The sequence below is a fragment of the Amycolatopsis sp. NPDC051371 genome (assembly GCF_040682155.1).
Classification (GTDB): domain Bacteria; phylum Actinomycetota; class Actinomycetes; order Mycobacteriales; family Pseudonocardiaceae; genus Amycolatopsis.
The window spans coordinates 70,481-83,619 of record NZ_JBFBAG010000042.1; the positions used below are offsets into that span (position 1 = coordinate 70,481).

Consider the following 13,139-nt stretch of genomic DNA (forward strand, 5'->3'; position numbering starts at 1 on the left):
AGGTGTCCAGCTCAGCCGCCCAGGCCGGCGAACTCCGCCGCGACCTTCTGCTTGACGGCGTTGACGTCGAGGGCCGCGCGGACCTCCGCCGTCGCGTTCGGCTTGGACAGCACCTGGTAGCTGGCCGTGCGGTTCGGCAGCTTGAACTTGACCGTGCAGGACATCTTCACCGTCGCGTACGGCTCGGCGTCGGCCGCGGTCGTGCAGGTCTGCGCGCCGAGCGAGTCGGCGCTGACCTCGACCGAGAGGTTGATGTGCACGACGCTCTTCCCGCCCGCCGCGGGCGTGCCGACCACGCTGGTGGAGACGTCGACGGTCGTCGTGCAGGAGCCGACGAAGTCCTTGCAGTCGAGGGTGTCGTTCGTGACGACGGCGCTGGCCTGCACCAGGCCCTCGAACGGCTGCCCCAGCCCGCCGACGGCGTTGTCCAGGTCGGTGTGGAACGTCTTCAGCGCGTCGCCGGCGACCGGGTCGACGCGGAACTCGGCGCCGAACTTCGGCCCGGCCTGGGGGTCGAGCAGCGCCGGGGCGAAGCTGACGACCCGGTTCGGCTGGGCGGTGGTGACGCGCAGGACGCTCGGTGCGGCGCCGAGCTGGTAGACCTCGGTGCCGTCCGGGAGCTTCGCCTTGACCGGGTCGCCCAGCCGGTCGAGGCCGATCAGGGCCTTGCGCAGCCCGTCGGCCAGCGCCTGCGGGGCGAACCGGGCCGCGGGGTCGAAGGGCAGCTCGGAGCCGAGCGAGCGCACCCAGCTCGTGCCGAACTGCGTGCCCTCGTCGATGGCGTGCGCCTTCCAGTAGTCGGCGTCGGCCTGCAGGTAGAACTGGCCCGCGGCCGAGGTCACCTGGATGACGCGGCCTTCGAGCGGCAGCCCGCCGAAGGCGTTGCCGCCGCGGGTGACCCGGAACTGCTGCTCGGCACCCTTGGTCGTGGACTTCAGGGAGAGCGCGGGCGCCCGGCCCAGCGCGGTGAGGGCCGCGTCGACCGCGGCGCGCTGCTCGGCGCGCCGGTCGGCCGTCTGCTGACCGGCGGCGGACACCCCGGCGCTGCCGGGGACCGCCACCTGGCAGCCGGCCAGCACTCCGCCCAGCAGCAGCACCGCCGCCACCATGGCCCGTCGAGCCCGCATCTTCCGCCCCCTGCTTCGCGCCTGCGTCCGAGCACACCTCGGCCGGTGAAGTCCCGCCACCGGATTTGTGTCGTCACGCACCGGGGTTCAGGAGGGTTCTAGCCTGGCCCGGGCCCCCGCCGCAACCCACCGTGATGAGGTTGGTTTACACTCTTGAGGTTGTCTCGGCGAGGCGGGGCCCTAAGAGGGTGCCCGGCGTGATCGACGCGGCGGCTCGGAGTAGCTCCCGGCTGTCGTGCACGCCCGGAAACTCGCCGCCGAACACAACCACCGAACAGAAGATCACCGGAATTCCCCCGCCGCAGCATGCTGTCTCCCGCACCATGTTCGTGATTTGAAGGAGTGCCACACCGTGTCCGAGGTACGTCTGTCCGTCGAGCCGCGCAACGAGTTCGGCAAGGGCGCCGCGCGCCGCACGCGTCGCGCCGGCAAGATCCCCGCCGTGCTGTACGGCCACGGCTCGGACCCGCGGCACTTCGCGCTGCCGGCCATCGAGTTCGCCCGCGTCGTCCGTGAGAACGGCTCCAACGCCGTCATCACCCTCGCCATCGAGGGCTCCGACGAGCTCGCGCTGACGAAGACCATCGTCGTGCACCCGCTGAAGAACTACATCGAGCACGTCGACCTGCTGGTCGTGAAGCGCGGCGAGAAGATCGTCGTCGACGTCCCGGTCGTCGTCACGGGCAACCCCGGCCCCGGTGGCCTGGTCAACCAGGACGTCGACACCCTGACCGTCGAGGTCGAGGCGCTGCACATCCCGGAGCAGTTCGAGGTCTCGATCGAGGGCCTCGAGGTCGGCAGCCAGGTCCTGGCCGGCCAGGTCGAGCTGCCGCAGGGCGCCACCCTGGTCACCGACCCCGAGTCGCTGGTCGTCGCCGTCAACGAGCCGCAGCGTGAAGAGGCCGACGACGACGCCGCCGAAGCGGGCGAAGAGTCGGCCGACGCCGCCGAATAGAGTCACCGCGTGACCGAAGACCTGCCCGGGGCCGGCGAGCTGATCCTGCTCGCCGGCCTTGGCAATCCCGGACCCCAGTACGCCGGAAACCGGCACAATGTCGGTTTCATGGTGCTGGACGAGCTCGCCGCCCGGATCGGCGGCAAGTTCAAGACGCACAAGAGCGGCGGCGAGGTGCTCGAGGGCCGGCTGGCCGGCCGTCGTGTCGTGCTCGTGAAGCCGCGCTCCTACATGAACCTCTCCGGCGGCCCGGTGGTCGGCGCGGCGCGGTTCTACAAGGTGCCGCCGACCGGCGTGGTCGTGGTGCACGACGAGCTGGACGTCGACTTCGGCGCGCTGAAGCTCAAGTTCGGCGGCGGCGACAACGGCCACAACGGGCTCCGCTCGATCACGAAGTCGATCGGCACCCGCGACTACTACCGGGTCCGGTTCGGCATCGGCCGCCCGCCCGGCCGCCAGGACCCCGCGGACTTCGTGCTGAAGGACTTCTCGACGGTGGAGCGCAAGGAGCTCCCGTTCGAGGTGGACCGGTGCGCGGACGCGACCGAAGCGCTGGTCGGCACGGGTCTCGCGGCCGCGCAAAACGCCTTCCATGCGGGCTGACATCGGTGGCAAGGTGAGCTCATGACCCCCGACGAAGTCCGGGCGATCGCGTTCGGCAAACCCCGCTTCGGCCGGCGCGGCTACAACGAGGACGAGGTCGACGCCTTCCTCGACCTGATCGCCGACGCGCTGGACGGCCGGAACATCCTGACCGCCGACGACATCCACTACGTCGACTTCACGATCATGCCGGTCGGCATGCGCAGCTACGACCAGGCTCAGGTGGACCTGTTCCTGGACGAGGCCGAGGCGGCGCTGATCGAGCTGCGGAACCCGCGCCCGGCGGTCGAGGAGCAGCGCCCGCAGGGCCCGCGGAAGTGGTTCGGCCGGCCCTGACGGTGTGAGACCGGACACACTGCGCTGAGTAGTCCCGGCTCACTCACAGGCGGACGGCGGCCGCCCATCGGGGTGAGCTTCGAGGTCCGCCCCTTCCGGGGGAGCCCGTCCGCGGGCTAGGACGGTGTACGGCAGTTCGCACCGCCCAACCCCGGAATCGGAGAATTGCATGTCGTTCACCGCCGAAGACCTCGCCGAGGTCACCTTCGGTAACGCCCCGATCGGCCGCCGTGGTTACGCGAAGCACGAGGTCGACGAGTTCGTCCGGCGCATCGCCAAGACGTTCGCCGAGGAGGACGACCTGACCGCCGCCGAAGTGCACCACGTCATCTTCGCGAAGCCGCTGATCGGCAAGCGCGGCTACGACGAGCGCGAGGTCGACGACTTCCTCGACGCGGTGGAGGACCAGCTCGCCACCCGCACCGGTCACGCCCCGGACCTCCCGGGCGCCCGCACGGCCTCGGAAGCCACGACCGAACGCGCGGCCCCGCCGACGATCCGCGCGGAGCGGCTCCAGCAGCGCTAAGACGTCACTTTCCCGTGAAAGCTCCGCTCCCAGGTGGGAGCTTTCACGGGAAAGCTCCGGTCAGGAGTCGGCGTTCTTCTTGATCCGGTCCGCGAACTGCTGGGCCGTGGCCGCGCGCTTGACCTTGCCCGACGGGGTCTTCGGCAGGCTCCCTGCCGGCAGCACCACCACCGCGTACGGCCGCATGTCGACCGCGTCGCGGACCCGCGCCGAGACCTGCTTCATCAAAGTCTTCTCGGCCTCGGCGTCGCCCGCCAGCTTCGACTCGACGACCACCGCGAACCGCTCGCGACGGCTGCCCGCGTCCAGCCGCACCGCCACCGCGTTGCCGGCCCGCACGCCCTCGACCGACGTCGCCGCGCGCTCGATGTCCGTCGGGTACAGGTTGCGGCCGCCCATGATGATGACGTCCTTGCGGCGGCCGCAGATGACGATCTGGCCGTCCACCAGGTACCCGAGGTCGCCGGTGTTGAGCCACCCTTCGTCGTCCTGGGTGGCGACCGGGCCCTCCATGGTCAGGTAGCCGGGCGTCACGGCCTCGCCGCGCAGCCGGATCTCGCCGACCTCCCGCTCGCCGACGCGCGCACCCGCGTCGTTGACGATCTCGGCTTCCAGCCCGTCCAGCGGCGGGCCGAGCAGCGCGAACGACCGGACGCTGTCGGTGCCGCGCCGCGGGTCGCCCTCGGGCACCGGCACCGCGCGGTTGTCCGCCTCGAGCGCGTCGGCCTCGACGACGTCGAGCGTGAGCCCGGTGAACAGCGGCGCGAAGGACACCGCGAGCGTCGCCTCGGCCATGCCGTAGGCCGGGAAAACGCATTCCGCCGGCATCTTGAACCGGGCGCCGGCGTCCACGAAGGTCTGGACGGCGGTCTCGTCGATGGGCTCGGCGCCGTTCAGGGCGATCCGCAGCTTCGAGAGGTCGTAAGCGTCGTCCTCGTCGACGCGCGCCATCCGGCGTCCGACGATCGCGTACGCGAAGTTGGGCGCCGCCGTCGTCGTGCCGTGGTACTTGGTGATCAGCTCCGGCCAGATCAACGGCCCCGAGAGGAACTCGACCGGCGTGATCTTGACGAGCTCGACGCCGAAGGTCATCGGCACGGTCAGGAAGCCGACCATCCCCATGTCGTGGAACGTCGGCAGCCAGGACACCATCACGTCGGTGTCGAAGTCGAACTCCGCGCGGTCGACCATGGCCTTGACGTTGGAGTACAGGTTCCCGTAGGTGATCCGCACGGCCTTCGGGTCGGCGGTCGAGCCGCTCGTCAGCTGCAGGAGCGCGGTTTCGCCCTCGTCGGTGGTGACGACGTCGGCCAGGGGCTCGCCGCCGGCCAGGTCGCTGATCAGCTTGAAGCCGATCCCCTTCTGCTCCAGGACCGGCGCGAGCTGGTCGAAGGGCTCGCCCAGCAGCACGAGGTCCGAGCCGATCATCCCGAGCACGCGCACGGTGTCCTCGGCCCACTCGGCGAGGTCGGTGCGCGGGGTGGGCTGGTGCAGCATGGTGACGCTGCCCCCGGCCAGCCAGACGGCCTGCACGGTCGGCGCGATCAGCACCGGCGCGGCGGCCAGCACGCCGACCGCCGTGCCCCGCCGGAATCCACCCGCGACAAGACTACCGGCGATCCGCCGGGCTTCTTCGTGCACCTCGGCCCAGGTCCGCCGGACCGGCTCCTTGGGCTCCCCGGTGACCATGCCACGCTGCTGACCTCGCCCCGCCGCGGTAGCGACGAGCGTGTCCACGAACCTGCTCATGCGCGTCAGATTACTGTCTGGGTGTCAACATCCGCCGACCAAGGCGGAAACAGCTCATTCGAGCAGCTCGGACGTCTCCAGCCAGCGGGCTTCGACGTCCTCGATCTCGCCCTTGACGCCCTTCAGCTGCGCGTTCAGCTCCATCAGCTTCGCCGGATCGGTCGCCGCCTCCAGCAGGGCCGCGTGGAGCTTCTCCTCCTTGCTGTGCAACTGGTCCAGCTTGCGCTCCAGCCGCCCGAGGTCCTTCTGCGCCGCCCGCAAGTCCGCCGCCGACTTCTTGGCCTCGGCCTTCGCCGCCGTCGGCGCCGCCGCGCCCGCGGGCTCCTTGTCGGCGGCGCGCCGGTTCAGGTACTCCTCGATGCCGCCCGGCAGGTGCGTGATCCGGCCGTCGCCGAAGAGGGCGACGATCGTGTCGCAGACGCGTTCCACCAGGTAGCGGTCGTGCGAGACGACGACCATCGTGCCCGGCCAGCCGTCGAGGAGGTCCTCCAGCTGCTGCAGCGTGTCGATGTCCAGGTCGTTCGTCGGCTCGTCGAGCAGCAACACGTTCGGCTCGGCCATCAGCAGCCGGCACAGTTGCAGCCGGCGCCGCTCGCCGCCGGAAAGATCCCCGACCGGGGTCCACTGGCGGGCCTGCGGGAACCCGAGCTTCTCGCCCAGCTGCGACGCCGTCATCTCCTGCTTGCCGAACACCACGCGCCCGGCCACCTGCTCGATCGCCTGCAGCACACGCAGGCCGGCGGGCAGGTCGTCGAGCTCCTGGCGCAGGTGCGCGAGCGCGACCGTCTTGCCCTCGATCCGGCGCCCGGTCGAGCCTTCGACGTCACCGCCGAGCAGCTTCAGCAGGGATGTCTTGCCGGAGCCGTTGACCCCGACCAGGCCGATCCGGTCGCCCGGCCCGACCCGCCAGGTGACGTGGTCGAGCAACGTCCGGTCGCCGACCGTGTACGTCGTGTCTTCCAGCTCCAGCACGGTCTTGCCCAGCCGCCGCTTCGCGAACGCCATCAGCTCGACGGTGTCGCGCGGCGGCGGCACGTCCGCGATCAGCGCCTCGGCGGCGTCGATGCGGTAGCGCGGCTTCGACGAACGCGCCTGCGGGCCGCGGCGCAGCCACGCCAGCTCCTTGCGGGCCAGGTTCTGCCGCTTCTCCTCGGCCGTCGCGGCCAGCCGCGCCCGCTCGGCGCGCGCGAAGATCCAGTCGGCGTAACCACCTTCGTACATCTCGACGCGGCCGTTCGCGACCTCCCACGTCAGGCTCGCGACGGTGTCGAGGAACCACCGGTCGTGCGTGACGACCACGACCGCGATCCGCCGGGTCAGCAGGTGGTCGGCGAGCCACTGGACACCTTCGACGTCCAGGTGGTTGGTCGGCTCGTCGAGCACGACGAGGTCGAGCTCACCGGTAAGTGCGGCGGCCAGCGAAACCCGCCGCCGCTCTCCGCCGGAGAGGTTCGCGGTGGGCGTGTCGAGCCCGATCGCGGTGATACCCAGTCCGTCCACAATGGACCGAACGCGCGCGTCGGCGGCCCATTCGTGCTCGGCGCCGTAACGTTCGAGCACGACCTCGCCGACGCTGCTGCCGTCCGGCAGCTCGGTCCGCTGGGTGACCACGGCCATCCGCAGGCCACCGACATGGCTGACCCGCCCGGAATCCGGCTCGGCGAGTCCGGAAAGGACTTCCAGGAGGGTGGTCTTGCCACCCCCGTTGAGGCCGACGACGCCGATGCGCTGCCCGGCCGCGACGCCCAGCGAGACGCCGTCCAGCAGCGGCTTGATCCCGTAGGACTTGCTCACCGCTTCCAGGTTGACCAGGTTGGCCATGCGCTCAGCCGATCCTTTCCGAGAAACAGAGGTAATCCGACCATCCACAGTGGAGGGTCAGGCGTGCACCCGCGGCGACGCCGGGCGCGGTGCGTCGTCCCCGCCGACCACGCGGGCGCCGGGGACCGGGCCGTGCGCCACCCGGACCGTGCGGCACACCCCCGCGCCCGACAGCTCCGCGGCGACCTCGACCGCCGACTGCGCACCCTCGCAGAGGAACGCGCACGTCGGGCCGGAGCCGGAGACCGTGCCGGCGAGCGCGCCCGCGTTGACGCCGGCCCGCAGCGTCCGGCGTAGCCCGGGCCGCAGCGAAACCGCCGCCGCCTGGAGGTCGTTGCCCAGCAGCAGCGCCAGCTGACGCGGGTCGCCGGAGGCCAGTGCCTCGACGACCGGGGTGTGCGAGCCGATCCGCGGCGGGTTGCCGTCGGCGCGCAGGCGATCCAGCTCCTTGAACACCTTCGGCGTCGACAGCCCTTCGGAGTCGAAGGCCAGCACCCAGTGGAAGGTGTGCCGCGACAGCACCGGGACGAGTTGCTCGCCCCGCCCGGTGCCCAGCGCGGTGCCGCCGTAGAGCGCGAACGGGACGTCGCTGCCCAGCCCGGCGGCGATTTCGGCCAGCTCGTCGCGCGTGACGTCGAGGTTCCACAGGCTCGCCAGCCCGACCAGCGTCGCCGCCGCGTCGGCGCTGCCGCCCGCCATGCCGCCCGCGGCCGGGATGCCCTTGCGCAGCACCACCCGGACGTTCGGCTCTTCGGTGCGGCCGACGTGCGCGGACAGCGCTTCGACCGCGCGCCAGGCCAGGTTGGTGCCGTCCGCGGGCACCGAGCCCTCGCCCTCGCCGTAGATCTCCAGGCCCGGCTCTTCGGTGACCGCGACGGTCACCTCGTCGGTCAGCGACAGGGCCTGGAACACGGTCACCAGCTCGTGGTAACCGTCTTCGCGCAGGTCGTCGACCGCCAAGTGCAGGTTGATCTTGGCCGGGACCCGGACGGTGACTGGGGGCGGAACTACGGCGAGCACCCGACCAGCCTACGTGCCCGCGAAAACGCCCCGATGCGAAGTGCGCATCGGGGCGTTTTACGGGAGCGAACTCAGGCTGCCGCGACACCCTGCGGGCCGCGCGCGGTGTGCGTCACGTGACCGCCGCGCTCGGCGACCCACGCCAGCGCCGCGTCGGCCCGCTCGCCGCGGACACCGAGGCGGAACCGGCCGACCGGGGTGTCGCCGATCCGGGTCAGGCCGCCGCCGATCGTGGCGAACTCGACGTCGAAGCGGCCCGCCGCCTCGGGCAGCAGCGCGCCGACCGACGCGAAGCCGACCAGCACGACGTCTGCCGAGCGGTCGTAGCGCGCCACCTGCGCGCGGGTCGTCTCGATCGCCGGCAGCAGCGCCTGCGCGGTGCGGCTCGTGGGGTTCGAGACCAGGTCGAGGACGGTGCCGCGCTCGACGACCGTGCCGTCTTCGAGCACCGCGACGTCGTCGCAGACCCGGCGGACCACGCCGGCGTCCGGGGTCGTGACCACGATGGTGGTGCCCAGCTCGGCGCGGGCGCGGTCGAGCACGGTGAGCACCGCGCCGGCCTCCTCCGGGTCGATGCCGGCGGTCGGGTCGTCGGCGAGCAGCACCGCCGGGGCGGCGGCCAGCGCCTTCGCGACCGCGACGCGGCGGAGCTGACCCTCGGTCAGCTCGCCGGGACGCTGAGTCGCGCGCTGGGTCAGGCCGACGAGGTCGAGCAGCGAGCCGACCCGGCTGCGGCGCTGCGGGCCGTCGATGCCGAGCTGCTCGAGCGGGGAGGCGATGTTGCCGGCGATCGTGCGCTCGGCGATCAGCTCCGGCTTCGTCGAGACGACGCCGAGCTGGCGGCGGATCTCCCGCAGGCGACGGCCGTCGAGGGTGCCGGTGTTGAGGCCGTCGAGGCGGACGACGCCGCGGTCGGGCCGCTCCTGCAGCGCGATGCAGCGGGCGAGGACGGACTTGCCGGACCCGGCCGGGCCGACCACGCCGAACAGCGAGCCGGCCTGGACCTCGACGCTCACGTCCCGCAGGGCGACGACCGAGTTTCCGTTGGTGGCAAAGGTTTTGGACAGATTTTCGACGGTGATCACGAAGGCTCCAGAAAACGGGGTGCGCGGAGGACGCGGCACCCGGCCGCAAGCGAAGTCCGTCCTTTATGGACGGTGCGTGAAGAAGAGGTGGACCGGCTCGGACAAGCTCAGTTGGAGCGCCGACATGCGGTCACGGAGCGGCGGCCTTCGTCGACTACGCGACGCTTGGTCAGGAGCAGGGGGCGAGCGACCCTCTTCATCGGAAACGGCCTCCATCGGTCCTGGCGGTAGCACCTGCCCTGTGGAGGGTGGTTGCTGCGACTTCGGCGAGCCAGGTCTCTCAGTCGCTCGGGATGGACACTTCCGAGTAAAGCCGATCCCGAGGAGCGAAAGCAAGCCTGTTGGCCCAGATCACACGAGTGGAGGTGTCCGAATCGCGAGATGGCACGTCAAGAGGCGTATTTTCGCCGGACCGCGTTGACTTCCACAGTGGACGTGCTAACGCGCGGCAGCCAGCCTCGCGAAGTCGTGCACGCCGAGCTGCTCGCCCCGGGTCTTCGGGTCGATCCCGGCGGCCGTGAGCAGCTCTCCGGCCCGCTCGGCCGACCCCGCCCAGCCGGCGAGCGCGGCGCGGAGCGTCTTCCTGCGCTGTGAGAAAGCCGCGTCGACGAGGCCGAAGAGCCGATCGCGGTCGTCCGACGCCGGAACGTCACCGCGTTCGAAGGCGACGAGCGCGGAGTCGACGTTCGGCACCGGCCAGAACACCGAGCGCGGCACGGCGGCGACCTTGCGCGCCGGGCCGTACCAGGCGAGCTTGACGCTGGGCACGCCGTAGATCCGGCTGCCGGGACCGGCCGCCATCCGGTCGGCGACCTCCGTCTGGACCATGACGAGGCCGGCCTTGAGAGACGGAACCTCGGCGAGCAGGTGCAGCACGACCGGGACGGCGATGTTGTAGGGCAGGTTGGCGACGAGCGCGGTCGGCTCGCCCAGTTCGCCGCGGGTGACGCGCAGCGCGTCGGCCCCGACGACGGTCAGCCGTTCCGCGGCTTCGGGGGCCCGTTCGGCGACGGTCTTGGGCAGCCGCTCGGCGAGCTTGGGATCGATCTCGACGGCGACGACCCGCGCGCCGGTGGCGAGCAGGCCGAGGGTGAGCGACCCGAGCCCGGGCCCGACCTCGAGGACGACGTCGTCCGGACCGACGTTCGCCAGCTCGACGATCCGCCGGACGGTGTTGGGATCGTGCACGAAGTTCTGCCCGAGCTTCTTGGTCGGCCGCACGTCCAGCTCGGCCGCCAGCCCGCGGATCTCGGCAGGTCCCAACAGTTCAACCACCGGTGGAGCTTACCGATGGGGCAGCACGCACACGCGAAACGGCCCCCACCTCGGCGAGGTGAGGGCCGTTCGAAAAGCGGGTCAGGCCTTCTTGCCGCAGACCGGCCAGGCGCTGTAGCTGCCGCCACGGCCGGCCTTGACCTTCTCCGCGATCGCGATCTGCTGCTCGCGCGAAGCCTGGTTCGGGAGCGCCGCGTACTCGTCGCCGCCGTAGGCGTCCCACGTGCGCTTGTCGAACTGGAGGCCGCCGTAGTAGCCGTTGCCGGTGTTGATGGCCCAGTTGCCGCCCGACTCGCACTGCGCGATGCGGTCCCAGGCGGAGCCGTCGCCGATGGCCGGCGTCGGGGCCTGCTTGGTGCCGACGTGGACGATCTTCGGCTTCGGCTGGGTGATGACCTGCTCGGAGATGCTCTCGCGGGAGACCTCTTTGCCGTTCTTCTGCGTGACCTTGTAGGTCACCATCTTCTCGCCGGGAGTGCCCGGGTCCTCGACCGAGGTCTTGCCCTTGGCGAGGTCCGGGTCGTCGACGCGCTGCTCGGGCGGGTCGATGCTCTCCTTCTGGACGACCGTCGAGACGCCGGTGCGGCTGATGTGCACCTCGGCGCCGTCGGTCAGCTTGACGTCCAGGCCGCCCTCGGCCTGGTCCTCCGGCCCCAGGGTGAGCTTGTACTCGCCCAGGAACTCCTTCGTCGTGACCGCGGTCGTGGTGATCTTCTTCGGCTCGTTGGCGCCGTCGTAGAGCGTGATGTTCTTGAGGGTCTTGATCTCGACGGTGGCGCCTTGGAGGGGCAGCTCGCCGTCCTTCGGCATCGACATCCACGTGCCGGGCTTGTCCACGCCCGCCATGCCGAGCTGGCCCAGCGCGTCGCCGAGGTGCGTCGCGCGGACCCAGGAGGTGTGCTCCGAGCCGTCGACGATCATCTTCAGCTGACGGCCGCGCTCGAGCTTGATGACACCGCCGTCGCCGACCTCCGCCTGCGGGGACGGGGAGAGCGAGTCGTGCGCGCCGACGGACAGGCCCGCGTCCTCCAGCACCTCGCCGACGGTGTCGCCGAACGAGTGCACGGTGGTCTGCTGGCCGTCGACGTCGACCGTGATGCTCTTGTTCATCGCCAGCGCGGCCGCGCCGCCGCCGGCGACGCTGATCATGACGCTGAGGACGGCACCCTTGAGGAAGCGGCGCTTCCAGACCTTCGAGGTCTGGCGCATGCTCTCGTCCAGCGCGGCCCTCTTGGCCTGCGGGGACGCGGTGCGGTCCGCCTCGATCTCGTCCGGGATGACGATCGGCGGCAGGTACGTCGTCTCGGCGTTGATGAGCCGGATCAGTTCGTCGACGTCGACGTCGATCTCGGCCATCATCGCGTCGGCGTCGGGGCCGAGCGCGGCGAGGATGTCCTGCTGCGTGATGTTCGGGTCGTCGGAGAAGTCGAGCTGGCCGTAGGCGGTGTCCTCGTAACGACGATCGAGGACGGCCGCGGAGCGCGCTCCAGCCTGTCTGCTACCTGTCACCGGGTCGTTCCCTTTCCCAAGACGCCGTTCGGGGCGGCATCTTTACGTCTGGGCCCGCAGCCGGCGCCATCGTCACGGTCCCGGTCGTACCTACCCGGTTCCGCTTCCCCGACGTGCACTGACGTGACTGTGGGCGTAACAGTCGGCAACTGCAGTCTGCAGTACCGACCGGCACGATCACGGGACAGTAACGGGTCCCGCCGGGTTGCGCAAACACCCCCCGGAGTGTCGTGATCCCCGTCACTCCATCAGGTGGACGATCAAGGAACCCTGATGTCGCAATGCGTTCAACCCGTTGTGACACTGGGGAGTCGGTACACGCGCTCGGCAGTGGTCCGGACCGATTCGGCGACTTCGTGGACAGCTTCGCCCCTGAGCGCCGCGAGGTGACGGACGGTGTAGGCCGCGCCGAACGGCTCGTTCGGCCGCCCACGGAACGGGTGGGGGGTCAGAAACGGTGCGTCGGTTTCGACGAGGTACTGATCGGCCGGGCAGAGCCGGGCCGCCTCGTGGAGCCCCTTCGCGTTCTTGAACGTCACCGTGCCGGCGAAGGAAAGGACGTATCCCGCGTCGACGCACTTGCGCGCCATTTCGGCGTCGCCGGAAAAACAATGGAAGATTACGGCATTCGGCGCATTCTCTTCGGCCAGGATGCGCAGCACGTCGTCGTGGGCCTCGCGGTCGTGGATCATCAGGGGCTTGTCGAGCCGCTTCGCGAGGTCGATGTGCCAGCGGAACGCCTCCTGCTGGGCGTCGTGCGGCGAGTAGTCCCAGTAGTAGTCGAGGCCGGTCTCGCCGACCGCGACGACGCGGTCCTGCGCGGCCAGGCGCTCCACTTCGGACTTCTCGGCCTCGCCGAACTCCTTGGTGCGCGTCGGGTGGATCGCGACGGCGGCGAACACCCGGGGGTCCCAGGTCGCCGCCTCGGCGGCCCAGCGGGCGGAGGCGAGGTCGTCGGCGACCGTGACGACGCGGGCGACGCCGGCGCGCTCGGCGCGGTCGACCATGGCCGTGACATCGGCCGCGGTGACCGCGCCGCACGCGTCGAGATGGGTGTGCGCGTCCACCACCGACACCGGGAGCCGGTCCGGGACCGGCGGCAGCTCGCGCTTCTCGTCACCCATGCATACCTC

The 13,139-nt window shown here is 70.9% G+C and carries 12 protein-coding genes and 1 riboswitch; of the genes, 4 read left to right on the top strand and 8 right to left on the bottom strand.

Translation table 11 applies throughout. The features are described 5' to 3' along the window. Positions 1-11 precede the first annotated feature (11 nt). Complete coding sequence (locus AB0M59_RS39365; protein WP_364625901.1) at positions 12-1,106, bottom strand: hypothetical protein; 1,095 nt, start codon at positions 1,104-1,106, stop codon at positions 12-14. Positions 1,107-1,479: 373 nt separating this feature from the next. Between AB0M59_RS39365 and AB0M59_RS39370 the strand changes: the two genes are divergently transcribed. The 4 genes from AB0M59_RS39370 (at position 1,480) to AB0M59_RS39385 (ending at position 3,547) form a co-directional block, all read left to right on the top strand. Beyond that, positions 1,480-2,082: a 50S ribosomal protein L25/general stress protein Ctc gene (locus AB0M59_RS39370; RefSeq protein ID WP_364625809.1), complete on the top strand. Its 603-nt coding sequence runs from the start codon at positions 1,480-1,482 to the stop codon at positions 2,080-2,082. A gap of 9 nt (positions 2,083-2,091) precedes the next feature. Further along, positions 2,092-2,685, top strand: coding sequence for an aminoacyl-tRNA hydrolase (gene pth / locus AB0M59_RS39375; protein WP_364625812.1), 594 nt, complete (start codon positions 2,092-2,094; stop codon positions 2,683-2,685). A gap of 21 nt (positions 2,686-2,706) precedes the next feature. Beyond that, positions 2,707-3,021, top strand: a complete 315-nt coding sequence (locus AB0M59_RS39380) for a DivIVA domain-containing protein (RefSeq protein ID WP_364625814.1) — start codon at positions 2,707-2,709, stop codon at positions 3,019-3,021. A 169-nt stretch (positions 3,022-3,190) separates the two neighbouring features. Continuing rightward, positions 3,191-3,547, top strand: a complete 357-nt coding sequence (locus tag AB0M59_RS39385) for a DivIVA domain-containing protein (RefSeq protein WP_364625817.1) — start codon at positions 3,191-3,193, stop codon at positions 3,545-3,547. A gap of 60 nt (positions 3,548-3,607) precedes the next feature. Here the strand turns inward: AB0M59_RS39385 and AB0M59_RS39390 are convergent, their stop codons facing one another. The 7 genes from AB0M59_RS39390 to AB0M59_RS39420 all read right to left on the bottom strand — a co-directional run bounded on the left by AB0M59_RS39390 (position 3,608) and on the right by AB0M59_RS39420 (position 13,130). Beyond that, the gene (locus AB0M59_RS39390) at positions 3,608-5,296 is read right to left on the bottom strand and encodes a fatty acyl-AMP ligase (protein WP_364625819.1); all 1,689 of its coding nucleotides are present in this window, start codon (positions 5,294-5,296) and stop codon (positions 3,608-3,610) included. Between the two features lie 54 nt (positions 5,297-5,350). Next, positions 5,351-7,117, bottom strand: a complete 1,767-nt coding sequence (locus AB0M59_RS39395) for an ABC-F family ATP-binding cassette domain-containing protein (RefSeq protein WP_364625822.1) — start codon at positions 7,115-7,117, stop codon at positions 5,351-5,353. 57 nt (positions 7,118-7,174) lie between these two features. Further along, positions 7,175-8,137, bottom strand: coding sequence for a 4-(cytidine 5'-diphospho)-2-C-methyl-D-erythritol kinase (locus AB0M59_RS39400; protein WP_364625825.1), 963 nt, complete (start codon positions 8,135-8,137; stop codon positions 7,175-7,177). Between the two features lie 71 nt (positions 8,138-8,208). Then, positions 8,209-9,222, bottom strand: a complete 1,014-nt coding sequence (locus AB0M59_RS39405) for an ATP-binding cassette domain-containing protein (RefSeq protein WP_364625828.1) — start codon at positions 9,220-9,222, stop codon at positions 8,209-8,211. A 193-nt stretch (positions 9,223-9,415) separates the two neighbouring features. Next, positions 9,416-9,522, bottom strand: a riboswitch (SAM riboswitch). A gap of 138 nt (positions 9,523-9,660) precedes the next feature. After that, positions 9,661-10,497 carry a 16S rRNA (adenine(1518)-N(6)/adenine(1519)-N(6))-dimethyltransferase RsmA gene (gene rsmA / locus AB0M59_RS39410; protein ID WP_364625831.1) on the bottom strand — a complete coding sequence of 279 codons (837 nt, stop codon included), beginning with the start codon at positions 10,495-10,497 and terminating at the stop codon, positions 9,661-9,663. Positions 10,498-10,578: 81 nt separating this feature from the next. Next, the gene (locus tag AB0M59_RS39415) at positions 10,579-12,006 is read right to left on the bottom strand and encodes a transglycosylase family protein (protein ID WP_364625834.1); all 1,428 of its coding nucleotides are present in this window, start codon (positions 12,004-12,006) and stop codon (positions 10,579-10,581) included. A 287-nt stretch (positions 12,007-12,293) separates the two neighbouring features. Then, positions 12,294-13,130 carry a TatD family hydrolase gene (locus AB0M59_RS39420; protein ID WP_364625837.1) on the bottom strand — a complete coding sequence of 279 codons (837 nt, stop codon included), beginning with the start codon at positions 13,128-13,130 and terminating at the stop codon, positions 12,294-12,296. Positions 13,131-13,139: the final 9 nt, after the last annotated feature.